Genomic DNA, 17,422 nt, shown 5'->3' with positions numbered 1-17,422 from the left:
TTTAAATTAATTCTTTTTCCTTGAATTTACTTCATTTACAAATTTTTTAAATAATTTTTGTGCAGTTTCATCGTTAATTGCCATCATTTCTGGGTGCCATTGAACCCCAACGATAAAAATTTCATCTGAAATATTTTCAATTGCTTCAACTACTCCATCTGCACTTTTTGCAGTTACAACAAATCCTTCTGCCAGCTTATTTATTGTCTGATGATGGTAACTGTTTATAAATCCAATTCCTTCAGGATAAATATCGCTTAAAAAACAGTTACTCGCTACAGAGATAGAGTGAGTTGGAGTGTGGGCTCTAGCTTTTTGAAAATGCTTTATTGATACATTTTCATTGTAGGAAAGATCTTGATAAAGAGAACCGCCACATTCGACATTTGCTATCTGCATTCCACGACAAATTCCCAAAATTGGTTTTTTATAATTTATTGCATAACGGATAAGAAGTGAGTCAAATTTATCACGTTCAGGAAATATTTCTCCGAGCTTCTCCTTTGGCTCTTCTCCATAAAGAAGTGGAAAAACATCATTTCCTCCAGTTAAAATTATTCCATCCACATTTTTTACAAATTCCTCAATAATATCTTCATGCTCATTCAAAGGCAGAAGATGTGGCACACCGCCAGCATTTATAACGGCATTGATATAGGAAACATCAACATAAGCACGCTTATATCCAGCAAAAAGCCCTTTTTCTAGTCCAAGTATATTACTTGAGATTCCAATAATAGGTTTTTTCATATTGTCCTCCAATTTATAAATTTTAACATATAGATTTAACCATATTTTTTTTTATTAGTCAAATTTTTTATTTTGCTATATCTTTTATATTTTTAATGATTTCTTCAAGAATTTTCATTAAAGAATCTTGATTTTCTTCTGAATACATATATGAAAAAAGTAAATTTAAGTTTTCTTCAAAATTTTCAGGCAAAATTTTACATTGCGTTTTACAAAGCTGAACTAGACGTTTTTCACCAGGATGAGTTACTTCATTTATTGCAAACAACAAATCGAAATATGAGGCTAGAAATTCTGTTATTCTGTGGTTTATGCTTACAAAATCATTTCTTTGAACGGCTTTTATTATTTGTTTTGGATATGCTGGCATTGAAGAGTCAATTAATTTTAATTGTCTTTTTATGATATTTTCTTTTAATTGTTTTGGATAATCTATTGAATATTTATTTTTGTATTTTTCAAGTGTTCCGTTTTTGTCGTATAAAATTTTGCAAGTAATTAGGTTATTCCACATACAAGTTGTGTAAGAATTGTTTGGCTGACATTCAACAACTACTCTTTCGATTCCTTTTATAAAGTCTTCCATATCCCGATATAAAATATCAATTTCGATTCCATTATTTAAAACACAGTTGTCTTCATATTCCCAGAAGCTATTTCCAATCTCTATATAACTACAGAATTTTTTTAGAATATTTTTTCTTTTTTCTTCATTAATTGCAGAATTTATGTAAAGATACACATCATAATCTGATTTTTTGTCGTAATTTTTTCCAGCTCGTGAACCTCCTAATGCAATTGACTCTACTTCCTCAAGTAAAGAAAGTTCTTTAAATAATTGTTCTACCATTTTTCCTCCTAGATTTCTATATTTAATCAAATTTATTTAATATATTTTAACACTAATTTTTCAATTTTCCAAATTCACAATTATTTAAAAATATCAAAAAATATTCATAAAAGACTGTTAACGTGGAAATAGAATTTTGATGTTTACATTCACAGAGTAAAAATGTTATAATGTAACAAATTTATTTTAAAACGAACTGAAAAATTAAAGTTATTTAATTTTAATTAGTTTGAGCATAATATAAAAAAATATGATTGGAGAAATAACTGTGGATGTACATCATTTAAAAATTTTCTTTGAGGCATGCAAGGAGAAGAGTTTTACTAAAGCTGCAAAAAATTTATTTATCAGCCAATCAGCAGTGTCAATACAAATAAAAAAATTGGAAACAAAACTTGGAATTCAACTTATTGAGAGGAATTCTAAAAATTTTAGGCTAACTTTTGCTGGAAAAGAACTATATAGGATGTCAAAAGATGTTTTTGACAAGATTCTACGTGTAGAAAAAGAGATGGAGAAAATATCGCAATTTGGGAAGGGAAAAATCTGCATTGGAGCGACTCATAACATTGGAGAGCCAGTATTGCCGAGAATTATGGTAGAATTTAAAAAACACAATCCTGAAATTGAGTTTGACTTGTATATTAAAAATCGTGAATCACTCGTAAGGCATTTGAAGGAAGGAACAGTCGACATTGCCTTAATGGAAGAGTATTTTATTGAAGATAAGGAAATAAAGGTTATCGAAACAGAAGAATATCCGTTTGTGGTTGTAGCTGGAAAGGAAATATCTGATTATAAGGAATTAGAGCAGATGCAGCTGTTAAAGCGGGATACAGTTTTGACAAGCAAATATCTTGACTTGTTTGAGAAAATAATCGGATTTAATTTAGAAAATAGAATTGTAATAAATGGAAGCATTGAAACAATGAAAAATCTTATAAAAAGTGGGCTTGGTTTTGCAGTTCTTCCATATTACAGCGTTTATGAGGAAATAGAAAAAGGTACATTGAAAATCATTCATAACTTTGAAAAGTCTGAAGATAAATTTCAGATTGCATATATTCGTGAAAATGGAGAAAAGTCAGGAATTGCCAAATTTGTAAAATTTGTAAGAAATTATAAGATTACGCCTGCGTTATTTTCAGTAAAAAAATAGTAGTAAATCTAAAAAAATGAAACAATTTATAATTAAATTCTGGGAGGAAATATGTTAAAGGAAAATATTAGAAATTCGTATTTAACTGCCTTTGAAACTGTAAAGGTATTTGTAGAAAATGAGGAAAATATTGAAAAAACAGAAAAAATTGCACAGGAATTAGCATTAGCCTATAAAAATGGGAAAAAATCGCTAATTGCAGGAAATGGTGGAAGTAACTGTGATGCAATGCACTTTGCAGAAGAATTTACAGGAAGATTTAGAAAAGACAGAAGGGCCTTGCCGTCTATAAGTATCAGCGATTCTTCCCATATCACATGTGTTGGAAATGACTATGGATTTGATTTTGTGTTTGCAAAAGGTGTGGAAGCATTTGGGCAGGAAGGTGACTTTTTCTTTGGAATTTCAACTTCGGGAAATTCTAAAAATATAATTGAGGCTGTAAAATCGGCAAAAGAGAGAAATTTAAAAACTGTAGCGCTGCTTGGAAAAGATGGCGGGAAATTAAAAGGAGTATGTGATTATGAATTTATAATTCCTGGAGAAACATCAGACAGGATTCAGGAAGTTCATATGATGATTTTACATATTATAATTGAAGGTGTGGAAAGAATTTTATTTCCTGAAAATTATTAAAATTAATAAGGCTTTTTTTAAATTCGAGGAGGAAAATGAAAAAAAGTGTAAATATAGAAAAAATTAGAAATACAGAATATCTGAAATTAGCACTTGGATTTACTTTGTCAACTCTGACAACGCCCTTGTTAAATTCTGTTGATACAGCTGTTGTAGGAAATCTCTCAAATCCAGTATTTATAGGTGGAGTTACACTTGGAGGAACAATTTTTAACACAATATATTGGCTTTTTGGCTTTTTACGTGTCAGCACATCTGGATATTCTGCAAAGGCTTTTGGAGAAAATAACGAAAAGGAAGAAATTACAGTATTAATCCGTCCCGTATTAATTTCACTTATTTTAGGATTTCTGTTTGTTATTTTTCAGAAACCTATTTTATGGGGATTTATTCATTTTTTTGATGCTGGAAAGGAGATTACGAAATATATAGAAATTTATTTTAATATTCTAATATGGGGAGCCCCTTTCGTATTTCTGAACTACACATTTTTAGGATGGATAATGGGACGAAAAGAAATAAAAAAATGTCTAATTTTGCAACTTATGACAAATATTGTGAATATTTTTCTTGATTTATATTTTGTAGAAGTTTTAGGAATGGATGTTACTGGAGTAGCAGTTGCTACACTAATTTCCCAAATTATGACAACTCTTTTATCAATTTTTATTATTTTAAGAACTTTTTCACTAAAAAAAATCTTGCACAATATAAATTTGAAAGAAATATTTGATAGAAGCGAAATAAAAAAAGTTGGAGCAGTGAATTCAGATTTAGTGCTTCGTACAGTCTGTTTACTGGTAGCAACAAATTTATTCTTGGAAAAAGCTGCACATAATGGAAAAATAATATTAGCTGCAAACTCTATATTATTTCAAGTTCAATATTTAATGTCATATATTTTTGATGGCTTTGCTAATGCATCAAGTGTGTTTTCAGGCATAGCGGCAGGAGAGAAAAATTTTAGAAAACTAAAATGGGTAATGAGAAAATCAATACAGTTTTGTGTTATAATTTCAATATTTTTGAGTACAGCATTTGTTTTCGGAGGTAAAAAGCTGCTGCTGTTTTATACAAAAAATGCAGAAGTTATAAATATTGCAAATCAGTATAAAATTTGGATAATCATATTTCCATTAGTTGTAAGTTTTGGGCTAGTAATTTACGGAAATTTTACAGGCACAACAGAAACAGCATATATAAGAAATTCAATGATACAGGCATTAATAGTATTTTTAATCTTTTATTTTGCTGGAACAGCAATTAACCAAAATCATGGACTATGGTTGTCGTTTATAGTATTTTCGCTAGCAAGATCAGTATTTTTGATAAGGTATATCGGTAAATTTCTGAACAAATACAAACTGAAATTAAGTTAAAATAACCAATTATCATGCTGTTTATTGCATAAAGCAAATTTACTATAATTTCATCTTCATTAAATAGTTTTTTATAAGAAAATTAAAAGTTTCATGTGGTATATTTCTATTGAAACAAATTTTGAAGAAAAGAGATGGTAATGATGAAATTAATGAAAAAATCTATGTTAGTATTGTCTGTAATGACATTAATTGGAGGAATGAGTTTTGCAGCGGCAAGTAAAAAAAGACCTACTGTAAGAAGGGTAGCTTCAGAATCATATACTTGCGGTTCTGAAAAAATAACAGTTTCTTATCCAGCAACAAATACTGCTAGAGTAGTTACTAAAGCAGGAAATGTTTACAACCTTAAGGTAGCAACATCAGGTAGTGGATCAAGATATGTTTCTAAAAATGGAAATGTAGAATTCTTTAAAGGTGGAAAAGACGCCATTTATAGAGGACCTAATGGAATTGAAAAATCTTGCACAAGAAGATAACAGAATTCATTCTTAAATTAAAGAACATAACCGATAGATTAAATGATAAAATCATAAAATCTTGAGGTTATGTTTTTTTAGTTATAAAAAAATTAGAAAAATCAAAGAAAATATGATATACTATTATAAACAAATTATAATGGAAATAAAACCAAGGAGGAAATTTATTATGAAAAAAAGTATATTGGCAATTTTTGCGATTTCAATGACATTATTTGCAGCTGGTGAGGGGGAAGTGAAAAAAGTTCACGATAATAAGACAGCTAAATTGGTAAAAGACTCATATTGTAATAAACCTAAATCTCATGGAGAATTTAAAAAGATAAATGATAAAGATTATAGAGTAGATGTTGATTTTGAAAAATGTGTATTTGATGGAGAAGAATATGAAAATGTAAAAGTTGGAGTATTAGTTCAAAATACTGAAAAAGTTGAAAAATACTTGAAAAAATATAAATATATGCATTTAAAAGCAGGTAAAAATTTAGTTTTCAATTCAAATGACAATAGTTACTATTACAATGGTTCATGGGCATTTAATAATGATAAGGCATATCCTACAGTATTTGACGGAAAATAATTTATAAATAAATTTAGGACGGTAGTTTTATTAAATTGCCGTTTTTATAATTTTTGAGGTTAGATTTTGTAGCAAAACTTCTTTAAAATCAAACTCAAAAGTTATGACTATTTTACTCAAATCCTAAATTTACTATAATTTTTAGTAGTTCAATTTTAAATGGATTGGAATATACTTAATAAATTATTTTCACAATAAATGCAGGAAGATTAGATTAAATTTTTAATACTCGCAAACTTAGAAAAATACTTATTAAAAAAATTAACTAATGAAAAATTCAAAGGAGAACATAGATGAAGTTAATTCTAATATATAATTTGAATATCTTGAAAGAAGGGCTGATATGAACCACAAAAAAGAATGTGAAGAGCTGTGGGCAAAAAATAAATATTATGTGTTAAGCAAATCGCATAAAGTGTACTTAGAAATAAGAAAGTATTTGAAAGAAAAAGAAATTGATATTGTATTTATTGATGAAAGAATACAAAAAGTAAGGGATATAAAAGAAAGTAAAAAAGATTTTAGTAATGCAATTCTTCATTTATGGGGATATTTCAAAAAAAAGGCAACGAAGATTGAAAAACAAGGATTATTTAACATACTGGAAGAATATATGGGAGGGAGAAATAATCAGAAATCGCTAATTGAATATATCAATACTTTACTAAAGAAATATCCAAATAAATATTTACAAGAATCTACTTTATTAACAGGAGAAAAAGATGAGACTATGGCATGAACAAATTATTCATCTGTTGCTAAAAACCAGCTTCTTGGTCAACATAGAGAATGTTGTGCGCTTAGGGGAAACGGATGGAAAAAGAAACATAAAACAGTAGATTATGTATTTTTATATTCTCCGTATTATTTATTTGTTTATCATTCATTGGTTATGGATGAAATGGAAAAAAGAGGGTATAAAGTTTCTGAAGAATGGAGAGATAAGAATTATAGAGGAAAGAAAGCAGAAAATTATAATAATCTTGAAGAAAAAATTATAGATAGCCCAATTTACAAAGAACATGATAATCAATATTTAGTTGAGTGTATCGAAAATTTGCAAAAAAAAGGGATTAAATTAGAACTATAAAAGTTTTGATTGTTTTAACTGCTACAACTCATTGTCCTGCAGAGGAGACATAAGATAATGATTCATGTAATAATTTTTTTATGACAAAAATAGCTTTGAAAAGAGAATTATTTTAAAATTTTATTCAAAAAACCTCTACAATATGATAAAATGTATTTAGATTTTTAAAGCTAGATTTAAAGTTAATCTTTCTTTAAAACATAAAATATATATTGAAATGAAAGGAGATGTATGATTAAAAGAGTATCATTACTAATGTTATCAATTTTAATGATGATGACTGTTGCTGTGCAATCATACAGTAAAGAGTATAAAATGAAAGTAAAGATTATTACTGCAAAAGGTGATGTTAATATTAATTTATTACCTGACAAATCACCTGTAACTGTTGCTAATTTTGTAAACTTAGCAAAAAAAGGATATTATGACGGGCTAAAGTTCCATAGGGTTATTGACAACTTCATGGCACAAGGAGGAGATCCAACTGGAACTGGTGCTGGAGGACCAGGATACCGATTTGAAGACGAAGTTAATAATGGACTGAATTTCTCAAAAGCTGGTAAACTAGCTATGGCAAATGCAGGACCAGGAACAAATGGAAGTCAATTTTTCATAACAACAGTTCCAACAGAATGGTTAAATGGTAATCATACAATATTTGGAGAAGTTGTGTCAGAAGCTGATTTAGATGTTGTAAAAAAGTTATCTAATGGAGATGTAATGACAAAAGTTGTAGTTGAAGGAGACATTGATGCTTTCCTAAAAACTCAAAAAAATAGAGTTGACAGCTGGAATAAAACTTTAAAGCAAAATTTTCCAAATAAATTTTAATTAAAGGGGAAATAAATATGGCAAAAGAAAAAGTAGTTTTAGCCTATTCAGGGGGACTTGATACTTCGATTATCATTCCTTGGCTAAAAGAACATTATGATTTAGAAGTAATTGCGTGCTGTGTTGATGTTGGGCAGGATGAAGATATGGAAGCTGTAAAAGTTAAAGCCATTGAATCAGGTGCTTCTAAAGTTTATGTAGAAGATAAAAAAGAAGAATTTGTAAAGGATTATGCTTTCCGTGCTTTAAGAGCGGGAGCAGTTTATGAAAATAAATATCTGTTGGGTACTTCATTTGCAAGACCTTTAATTTCAAAAGTATTGGTAGATGTGGCTCATAAAGAAGGAGCTTCATATATTTGCCACGGATGTACTGGTAAAGGAAATGATCAGGTTAGATTTGAAACTGGAGTATTTTCATTAGATCCAACATTGAAAATAATAGCTCCTTGGAGACTTTGGGACATTTCTTCAAGAGAAGATGCGATTGATTATGCACAAAAAAATAATATAAAAATAACTGTAACGAAAGAAAAAATTTACTCAAGAGACCAGAATTTATGGCATATCTCACATGAAGGCGGAGATATTGAAGGGCTTGAAAATGAACATAAGGAAGATATTGTTTATATGATGACAACTCCACCTGAAAAAGCACCAGATAAGCCAACTTATGTGGATATTACATTTGAACAAGGATGGCCAGTAAAAGTAGATGGGGAAAATTTAGAGCCTGTCGCATTACTTAAAAAGTTAAATAAAATTGCTGGAGAAAATGGTGTTGGAGTAATTGACATTGTAGAAAATAGACTTGTTGGAATGAAATCAAGAGGAATTTATGAAACTCCAGGTGGAACATTACTGATGGAAGCACTAAAAGAATTGGAAACATTAATTTTTGACAAGGATACATTTGAATTTAAAAAGCTGGTATCTCAAAAATATGCAGGATTGGCTTATTCAGGGCAATGGTTTACACCACTTCGTGAAGGGCTTGATGCTTTTGTTGATGAAACTTCTAAAAATGTAAATGGTACAATAAAACTGAAATTATACAAAGGAAGTATAAAAATAGCTGGTAGATTTACTGATTTTGCATTATACGATGAAGAAATTTCATCATTTGGAGCAAGTGAGCTGTATAGTCATAAGGATGCGGAAGGATTTATAAAATTATTCTCACTTCCAAATAGGATTAGAGCTTATAAAAAACATAAATAAATTTGAAATAAAGAATTCCTGAAAATAACAGTTTTGGGAGTTCTTTTTTTTATACTTTTTGTTTCCATAAGATTATTAATTTTTATAAATTTATGTTTTGCAATAAAAGTTTATCGCAATAATTTCAGATTAATGTGTAATTCCTATGGCTAGGCACAATTTTATTTGCCTAATTTCAAGACATCTTTTTCCAGTAGTCAAGCAGTCATAGTTAAATAAATAAAAGATTTATCTGGTTATTTAGATATAATTTACAGTATTGATTATAGTATTTTTTAAATTTTTAAATGGATTGGCTATAATTAAAATTTATTGCAAATAAGAACTAAAAAATATAGTTAAAAAATTTACAAAATAGTTTTTTTATAGTACAATACTAAAGAAAATAATCAAAAATAAAATAATAAATAAAAATATTTTTAAATTAGGAGGATTTGATGAAAATAAAAGATATGTTTGAACAGAAGGAACATCTTGTTTCTTTTGAGATTTTTCCGCCAAACAAAAATTTTTCACATGAGAAATTAAAAGAGGTAACAGCAGAACTGGTGGAGTATAATCCTGATTTTATTAGCGTTACATACGGTGCAGGAGGGCAGACTAAAGGTGGGACTATTGAAATGGCTTCTCACATTAAAAATAATTTGAAAACAGAAGTTTTAGCTCATTTGACTTGTGTTGGAAGTAAGAAAAATGAAATTCACGATTATTTGCAGGAAGCAAAAAGTAAGAATGTAAAAAATATTTTGGCACTTCGTGGAGATGTTCCGCAAGGAGAAACAGAAGATATTTATAACAAAGGCGATTATAAGTATGCTTCTGAACTTATTAGTGACTTAAGAAAAAATAGTGAATTTGATGATTTTTCAATTGGTGGTGCATTTTATCCAGAAACTCACTATGAAAATAATGATTTGGTTGACCTGTTTCATTTGAAGAATAAAGTTGAAGCTGGGACAGATTTTTTAACTTCTCAAATGTTCTTTGATAATGATATTTTTATAAAATTTAAGGAAAAAGCAGAAAAACTAGATATAAAAGTACCTTTAGTTGCTGGAATTATGCCAGTTACAAATGCAAAACAAATAAAAAGAATTATAGAACTTTCAAAATGTTCTGTTCCTCAGAAATTAGATAAATTATTGGAAAAATATGGAGATAATCCAGAATCTGTGAAAAAAGCTGGAATAATGTATGCAAGTGAACAAATTATAGAATTATTAGCTTATGGAATTAAAGGAATTCATATTTATACAATGAACAAGCCTGAAATCGCAAAAGAAATTATGAAAAATATTGAATTTGCAAGATAAGTTCAAAAAATCGATTAATAAAAAAAGTGCTTGTTATTTAAAAATTGATAAAGACAATTTTGATTTGAAGACATTTTATTAGATAAAAATAATATAAAATTATGGGAAGATTATATTGCAATAGGATTTGATAATAATATTGTGATTAGTCTTCTCTTTTTTTATAATTCAAGATTATGTTTAAATTTTTTAATTCAAAAAACAACTTTATTTTTGATAAATTTTATAAAATATAGTATAATAAAGATAATTTAATTATAGATTATTAGTAAAATGATAAAATTTTTGTGAAATAATAAAAACAGAAAAGGAGAAAAAATGATTTATTTGGATAATTCAGCTAGTACAAAACCACATAAAGAAGTTATAGACACGCTTCTTCAGACAATGGAAGAAAATTATGCAAATGCTGATGCAATTCACAGTTTTTCCCATAATATTCTTTTGAAAATAAAAAATGCGAGAAAAATCATAGCTGACTATCTGAAAGTAGAAGCCGAAAGGATTTACTTTACAGCAGGAGGAGGAGATGGAAATAATCTTTTATTGCAGGGAATCATTAATGCAAACTCTCGTACAAAAAAACACCTTATAACAACAAAAATTGATCATCCATCAGTTTATGAGGTGTTTAGACATTATGAAAATGCTGGTTTTGAAGTTGATTATCTAGATGTTGATAGAGATGGATATGTAAATTTGGAGCAGCTTCAAGATGCAATTCGTGAAGATACATTGATTGTATCTGTAGGAGCAGTAAATAGTGAAACTGGAGCAATTCAGGATTTAGAAAAAATTTCGAAAATTATTCAATCAAAAAATAAAGACACGTATTTTCACACTGATTTTGTGCAAGGTCTTGGATGTACAAATATAAAATTTGATAAATTTCCTGTAGATGCAATAACAATAAGTGGACATAAAATTCATGCGCCAAAGGGAATTGGAGCCATCTATATAAATAAACGTGTCAAAATTGCAAATATAATTTATGGTTCAAATGCTGAAAATGGAATTGTAAAAAGAACAATGCCTACGGAGCTTATTCTTGCCTTTACAAAAGCTGTAGAAATTTTATCAAGGGAAGATAAACTAGAAATGGAGCATTCCCAAAAGATAAAGAAATTACTTGCAGACAGGATTTGTGAAGAGATTAATGATATTAAGCTTAATTCATCACTTAATCCTGAAAAATCAAGTCCAAAAGTTTTGAATATTTCTTTTAAGGGAACAAAAGCCGAAGTATTGACACATTTTCTGGGAATGTATCAAATTTATGTTTCTACAGGCTCGGCTTGTTCATCAAAGAAAGGAAATAGCAGAATACTTGAAGTTATGGGGCTTAATCAATCTGAACTGGATGGAGCGATAAGATTTAGTTTTTCAAAAGATAATACTGAAGAACAGATTGCTGAAGTTGTCAAAAGGCTAAAGGAAAGTGTGGAAAGAATTAGAAAAATGAGATAAAATTTTTTTTAATAATATTTAGAAAGGGAAAAAATGAAAAATTATACTAATAAAAATTTATTAGACGCAATAGGTCTTTCTTATGGAGAATTGTCACTGAAAGGGAAAAACAGGGGACAATTCGAAAAAAAATTACGAAATAAAGTCAATAAAGTGTTAAAGGGATTTGATTATCAGCTTTTTGACGATTTGTCAAAATTATATGTTTTAATAAATCCTCAAAATCTAGATGAAGTAACAGACAAGTTAAAAAAAGTTTTTGGAATAGTCGGACTTAATCAGTCAGCAAAAGTTGAAAGAAATGATGAAGTTATAAAGGAAAAAGTGCTAGAATTTGCAAATTATGCTTATGAAAATGGAGCTAGAACTTTTAAAATAACAGTCAATCGAAGTAATAAAGGATTTGAAAAAAAATCTATGGATTATGCACGTGAACTTGGAGGACATGTACTTGTAAACAGTCCGTTTGAAAAAGTTAAAATGAAAGATCCAGATGTTATGATAAATGTAGATATTAGAAAAAATGTTTATATTTACACAGATAGAATAAAAACTTATGGAGGACTTCCGCTTGGATCGACAGGAAAGGGGCTTGTTCTGTTATCTGGTGGAATAGATAGCCCAGTTGCTTCGTTTATGATGGCAAAAAGAGGGATGCGTCTGAACTTTATTACATTCCACAGTTTCCCATTTACAAGTCAGCAAGCTCTTGAAAAAGTAAAGGAGTTAACTGATATTTTATCACTTTATGTTGGAAAAACAAGACTTTATTCATTAAATATACTAAAAATTCAGGAAGCAATAAATACTCAGACAAAAAAAGATTTAGCAACAATTCTGACAAGACGTGCTATGATGCGTCTAGCTGAAAGATTGTCGAATACTATGCAATACCAAGCTTTAATTACAGGAGAAAGTCTTGGACAAGTGGCATCTCAAACAATGGGAGGGCTTACATGTACAAATGCTTCTGTAGAAAAATTGCCGGTATTTAGGCCTCTTATCGGAATGGACAAGACAGAAATAATTGAAATTGCAAAGGAAATAGAAACTTATGAAAAATCTATTGAACCGTATGAAGATTCATGTGTAATTTTTGCACCAAAGCATCCAGTTACAAATCCAAAGCTGGAAGATGTGCTGGAAGAAGAGGCAAAAATTGAAAATTATGATGAAATTATGAATGAAATTTTTGAAGAACGTGAGTATTTTAATTTTGGGTAAAAATAAATTTTAAAAAATAATAATGGAGAAATTTTATGGATGAAAAAAAAGAGTTGAAAAAACAAAAAAAAGAAGCAGTAGAAAGTGGATTTAAGAAAAGAATTGAGGAAATAAAAAGGATAATTTATTTAATTTATAGAAATTATCGAGATGGAGAAACACAAATACTTGCAATTTCCCTTACTTACTACTCACTTTTAGCAATTTTTCCTGTAGTTGCCCTAGTTTTAGGAATTACAAAAGGATTTGGGCTAGATAAGATATTTATACAGAAATTTTTTGAATTATGGCCAGGAAACAACAGTTTTTTAAAAATAATTGTAGATATAGCACAAAGACTTTTGTTATCGACAGAAAGCAGTATATTAACAGGTGTAGGAATTGTAATTCTGATTTATTCCGCAGTAAAAGTTTTGATAATGTTAGAAAATTCATTTAATAAGATATGGAAAATTAACAAAAAAAGATCTATAACAAGAAGAGTTATTGACTATATTGCGATTATATTTTTAGGTCCAATATTTTTTGTGTTATTGTCGGCATTAAATTCGTTTGTAGTCGAGGAAATGGTAAAACATTTTCCAAGTAATGGTGTATTACTTAATTTGTTTATTGGACTTTTCGGGCCTGTGACATATATTATTCTGTTTAGTTATCTATTTTATATAATTCCAAATACAAATGTAAAAATAAAACCAGCTGTTTTTGCTGGAGTTGTAACAACAGCTCTTACTTTTGGATGGAAACTGTTATTTTTACTATTACAATCTTCAATTACAAAATATAATATAATTTATGGAAGCCTTGCATTAATTCCAATTTTTCTAATTTGGGTGCAATATGTATGGGTAACAATTTTATTAGGAGCACAAATAGCATTTTCAATTCAGACTTCTGATGAGTTTTTATATAATGAAAAAATTGAAATGCCGATAAAGGTAAAAAGAGAAGCAGGAATTCTGATTCTATCATTAATAATTAAGAATTTTGTGGAAAAAAAGGAAGCATTTACATATCAGAAATTAACGGATAGACTAGGTATGGAAGTATTTTTTGTGAAAGAAGTGCTGTCTGATCTTGAAAAAATGGGATTTATAAATGAAGTGTTCTATGATAAAAATTCAGATAGCCAATATCAAGTTGCATATAGCCCTGAAACTATTACAATCAGAGAATTTATGAAAAAATTTGATACAAAAAATATTGAACATTATGAAAATATTTTTAGTAACTTGAATGAGGAGGATCAAAAACTTCTAGAAAAGATAAGAGAAAAACTGGCAATGAAAAAAATTGAGAGTTCTGAAGATGAAATTTCAAACGAACAAGAGGAGTCAGAAGAAAAATATTTTGATGACTCAGAAACTTCTATGAATTCAAGAAAATCAGAAGAATTGACAATAGATTTTCAAATTTCAAAACAATCAAAGCAAAAAAATGAAAATTCACAAGTAAAAGATTCCCCCAAAATAATAAGAAAAGAAAAAATTAATCGTGAATCTGAAGTACAGTCAACTTCAACAGAAATAGAAAATCCTGTAAATACACAGAAAAAAGCCAGATATGAAGATGGAACTTGGAAATTCTTTTAGCAAATAAAAAATTATGCAACTGAAAAGGAGACTTAGAAATGATAGTAATAATACTAGTAATGACGATTATAAATATTATTTCAGTAGCCGCAATAATTATTTATCTCAATAGAAAAAATAATAAAAATACGGAAAAAATGATAATAAATCAAATAAATGAAAATAATAAGGAAAATTTTGAGGAAAATAAGAAAAAATTTGATGAAATTGAAAAATCAATAAATCTTAATACAAAAAATAATTTACTCGAAGGAATAAGCAATTTAGGAAATGTACTATCTGAAAATAATGAAAAACTTCTTTTAAGATTTAATGAGCTTGGACAGAATATAAATACCACGATGAACACCAATAATCAGCTTTTATCTAAGAATCATACCGAAAATACACAGCTTTTGACTACAAGTATGAATAACAATATTCAAAAACTGTCTGTCAGATTAAATGAAAATAATACAGCCTTGACGGGTGTTATGACTGAAAATAATCAGCATTTAACTAAAAATATAAATGAATTTAAGGACGGGCTAAATAAAAATATAAATGAAAATTTTGAAAAATTAAGTCATAAAGTTGAAAGCAGACTTGATTTAATGAATACAAAGGTAGAAGAGCGCCTGTCGAAAGGGTTTGAAGAAACTACAAAAACTTTTGGAAATGTGCTGGAAAGACTAAGTAAAATTGATGAAGCACAAAAAAAGATAGAGGCATTATCAAGTAATGTTGTTTCGCTTCAGGATATTTTAACAGATAAAAAAAGCCGTGGAATTTTCGGAGAAATTCAGCTTTATCAAATATTATCTTCAGTTTTTGGAGAAAAAAATGATAAACTTTACCAAAAACAATATAAACTTTCAAATGGAACAATTGTTGATTCTATTATTTTTACTCCAGAACCCCTTGGCAACATCGCAGTTGACTCAAAATTCCCATTAGAAAATTACAGAAAAATGTATAATAATGAATTGTCTCAGATTGAAAGAGAAAATGCTAGAAAAGATTTTGTGAGTGACTTGAAAAAACATATAGATGCGATTTCCTCAAAATATATAATAAAAAATGAAACAAGTGAACAAGCAATATTATTTCTTCCGGCTGAAGCAATTTTCGCTGAAATAAATGCTTATCATACAGACATAATTGAATATGCTTACAAGAAAAATGTGCGAATAGCTTCACCAACAACATTAATTTCAGTATTGACAGTAATTCAGGTTACGATGACTAATTTGGAACGTGACAAATATGCAAACATAATTCAGCAGGAATTGGAAAAATTGAACGTTGAATTTACAAGATATCGTACACGTTGGGATAATTTGCAAAAGGATATTGAAAAAGTTTCCAAAGATGTAAAAGAAATAAACACAACTTCAAATAAAATAAGCAAAAGATTTGTAGAAATTTCAAATGCAAAATTTGAAGAAAAAATAGGAAATAACAATTCAGAAAATTTTAAAATCTTAGAAATTGAAGAATAAATGAATTTGATAAATTTAATAAATAAAGTTATGCTAAATTCTATAAAAAACAGTTTTATACAATTTTTACCATAAATAAAATCAAAAAAAGTATTAGTATAAAAAGGAGAAAGAACAAAAAATGCAAAAAAATGGAATAATATTTGGAAAATTTTATCCATTGCATACTGGACATGTTAATTTCATTCAAATAGCCAGTGGTTACGTAGAAAATTTATATGTTGTCGTATGTACAGATGATGATAGGGACAAAAAATTATATGAAGAATCAAAAATGAAGAAAATGCCAACCGTAAAAGATAGAATCAGATTTGTAGAGAAAACTTTTAAACATCAGAAAAACATAAAAATAATACATCTTGCAGAAGATGGAATTCCTTTTTATCCAAATGGTTGGAAATTATGGAGTGAAAGGGTACAGGAAGCACTTTTAAAAAATAAAATTAAAGTGGATGTAATTTTTACAAATGAAACTCAAGATGTAGAAAATTATAAAAATAATTTTTTAACATTACCAAATTTCGAAAAAACTTTTAATAAAAATTTGAAAATTCAATTAATAGACATAAATAGAAATAATTTTCATATCAGTGCAACAGAAATAAGAAAAAATCCATATAAAAACTGGTTTTTTATTCCAAAATATGTAAGAGAGTTTTTTGTCTTAAAAGTAGCAATAATCGGTTCAGAACACTCTGGAAAAACTAATTTGGCTCATAAATTATCCAATTACTACAACACAACTTACGTAAAAGAATATAGAAAAGAGTATATAAAAGAAGAATTACAGAATCATACAGAAAATATACAATATTCTGATTATAGCAATATTGCTTATGAACATAACAGAAGAATATTGGAATCTGTTAAAAATGCTGACAAACTAACTTTCATAGATACTGAATTTTCCTCTTTGCAGACTTTTTCAATAATTCAAAATTATCAAAAAAATCTAGTAATAGAAGATTTAATTAAACACAGCAGCTTTGATATACTAATATATATTGAAAAAGAAATAAATTCGAAAAATGAAAAACCTGAATTTGATAATATATTACAACACTTACTAAAAAAAAATAATCAGAAATTCATAAAATTGTTTTATAAAAACAATAAAAGTCTTACAGAAAATTATATAAAGAGTATTGAAATAATAAATAAATATCTCGAAATAAATTAAAAATAATTTATTGGAATAATATCATTAAAACTAAGAAATAACAAGTGCTTTCTAAGAGCTAAAAAATGATTTACGAATAAAAATATAAAAAAACTTTAAAAAAATGGAAAAAAGTAGTTGACAAAGGAGAGGGGATATGATAATATATATCTTGTCGATACGAAAAAGTATCGCAGGACAATAGAAGATAA

General features: G+C 28.0%; 15 protein-coding genes and 2 pseudogenes. 15 read left to right on the top strand and 2 right to left on the bottom strand.

Going from position 1 to position 17,422, the window contains the following annotated elements; genetic code table 11:
• Window positions 1–6: 6 nt before the first annotated feature.
• Both ACEG17_RS05610 and ACEG17_RS05605 read right to left on the bottom strand, forming a co-directional pair.
• Complete coding sequence (locus ACEG17_RS05610; RefSeq protein ID WP_372582902.1) at window positions 7–750, bottom strand: gamma-glutamyl-gamma-aminobutyrate hydrolase family protein; 744 nt, start codon at window positions 748–750, stop codon at window positions 7–9.
• A gap of 67 nt (window positions 751–817) precedes the next feature.
• Window positions 818–1,600 carry a DUF4037 domain-containing protein gene (locus tag ACEG17_RS05605; protein WP_372582901.1) on the bottom strand — a complete coding sequence of 261 codons (783 nt, stop codon included), beginning with the start codon at window positions 1,598–1,600 and terminating at the stop codon, window positions 818–820.
• Between the two features lie 268 nt (window positions 1,601–1,868).
• On the opposite strand from ACEG17_RS05605, the gene ACEG17_RS05600 reads away from it, so the two are divergent.
• From ACEG17_RS05600 to nadR, 15 genes and pseudogenes are all read left to right on the top strand, one after another.
• Complete coding sequence (locus tag ACEG17_RS05600) at window positions 1,869–2,759, top strand: LysR family transcriptional regulator (protein ID WP_147005952.1); 891 nt, start codon at window positions 1,869–1,871, stop codon at window positions 2,757–2,759.
• 51 nt (window positions 2,760–2,810) lie between these two features.
• Entirely contained in the window at window positions 2,811–3,395 is a 585-nt protein-coding gene (gmhA, locus tag ACEG17_RS05595; protein ID WP_372582900.1) for a D-sedoheptulose 7-phosphate isomerase, read from the top strand.
• Between the two features lie 35 nt (window positions 3,396–3,430).
• Complete coding sequence (locus tag ACEG17_RS05590) at window positions 3,431–4,774, top strand: MATE family efflux transporter (protein ID WP_372582899.1); 1,344 nt, start codon at window positions 3,431–3,433, stop codon at window positions 4,772–4,774.
• Between the two features lie 140 nt (window positions 4,775–4,914).
• A complete protein-coding gene (locus ACEG17_RS05585) occupies window positions 4,915–5,253 on the top strand; it encodes an MliC family protein (protein ID WP_372582898.1) in 339 nt (112 codons plus the stop codon).
• Window positions 5,254–5,422: 169 nt separating this feature from the next.
• The gene (locus tag ACEG17_RS05580; protein WP_299573168.1) at window positions 5,423–5,833 is read left to right on the top strand and encodes a MarR family transcriptional regulator; all 411 of its coding nucleotides are present in this window, start codon (window positions 5,423–5,425) and stop codon (window positions 5,831–5,833) included.
• Window positions 5,834–6,176: 343 nt separating this feature from the next.
• Window positions 6,177–6,572, top strand: coding sequence for a YbgA family protein (locus tag ACEG17_RS05575; protein ID WP_372582897.1), 396 nt, complete (start codon window positions 6,177–6,179; stop codon window positions 6,570–6,572).
• Window positions 6,556–6,923 (top strand): annotated as a pseudogene (locus ACEG17_RS05570) (TIGR02328 family protein). Before ACEG17_RS05575 ends, ACEG17_RS05570 begins: the two are co-directional and overlap by 17 nt.
• A gap of 276 nt (window positions 6,924–7,199) precedes the next feature.
• A complete protein-coding gene (locus ACEG17_RS05565) occupies window positions 7,200–7,754 on the top strand; it encodes a peptidylprolyl isomerase (RefSeq protein WP_372583003.1) in 555 nt (184 codons plus the stop codon).
• 17 nt (window positions 7,755–7,771) lie between these two features.
• Complete coding sequence (locus tag ACEG17_RS05560) at window positions 7,772–8,974, top strand: argininosuccinate synthase (RefSeq protein ID WP_299572109.1); 1,203 nt, start codon at window positions 7,772–7,774, stop codon at window positions 8,972–8,974.
• A 437-nt stretch (window positions 8,975–9,411) separates the two neighbouring features.
• Window positions 9,412–10,287, top strand: coding sequence for a methylenetetrahydrofolate reductase [NAD(P)H] (gene metF / locus ACEG17_RS05555; protein WP_372582896.1), 876 nt, complete (start codon window positions 9,412–9,414; stop codon window positions 10,285–10,287).
• 318 nt (window positions 10,288–10,605) lie between these two features.
• The gene (locus ACEG17_RS05550; RefSeq protein ID WP_372582895.1) at window positions 10,606–11,754 is read left to right on the top strand and encodes a cysteine desulfurase family protein; all 1,149 of its coding nucleotides are present in this window, start codon (window positions 10,606–10,608) and stop codon (window positions 11,752–11,754) included.
• 33 nt (window positions 11,755–11,787) lie between these two features.
• On the top strand, window positions 11,788–12,978 hold the full coding sequence (thiI, locus tag ACEG17_RS05545) for a tRNA uracil 4-sulfurtransferase ThiI (RefSeq protein WP_299573583.1): 1,191 nt from the start codon (window positions 11,788–11,790) through the stop codon (window positions 12,976–12,978).
• Window positions 12,979–13,013: 35 nt separating this feature from the next.
• Window positions 13,014–14,570 carry a YihY/virulence factor BrkB family protein gene (locus ACEG17_RS05540; protein ID WP_372582894.1) on the top strand — a complete coding sequence of 519 codons (1,557 nt, stop codon included), beginning with the start codon at window positions 13,014–13,016 and terminating at the stop codon, window positions 14,568–14,570.
• A gap of 38 nt (window positions 14,571–14,608) precedes the next feature.
• Window positions 14,609–16,051 carry a DNA recombination protein RmuC gene (locus ACEG17_RS05535; RefSeq protein ID WP_372582893.1) on the top strand — a complete coding sequence of 481 codons (1,443 nt, stop codon included), beginning with the start codon at window positions 14,609–14,611 and terminating at the stop codon, window positions 16,049–16,051.
• A 118-nt stretch (window positions 16,052–16,169) separates the two neighbouring features.
• Window positions 16,170–17,231: pseudogene (nadR, locus tag ACEG17_RS05530) on the top strand (multifunctional transcriptional regulator/nicotinamide-nucleotide adenylyltransferase/ribosylnicotinamide kinase NadR); the annotation flags it as partial.
• Between the last annotated feature and the right edge of the window lie 191 nt (window positions 17,232–17,422).

This window comes from Leptotrichia hongkongensis (assembly GCF_041538065.1).
GTDB classification, from domain to species: Bacteria; Fusobacteriota; Fusobacteriia; order Fusobacteriales; family Leptotrichiaceae; genus Leptotrichia; species Leptotrichia hongkongensis.
This window is presented reverse-complemented; position numbering and strand designations above follow the sequence as displayed.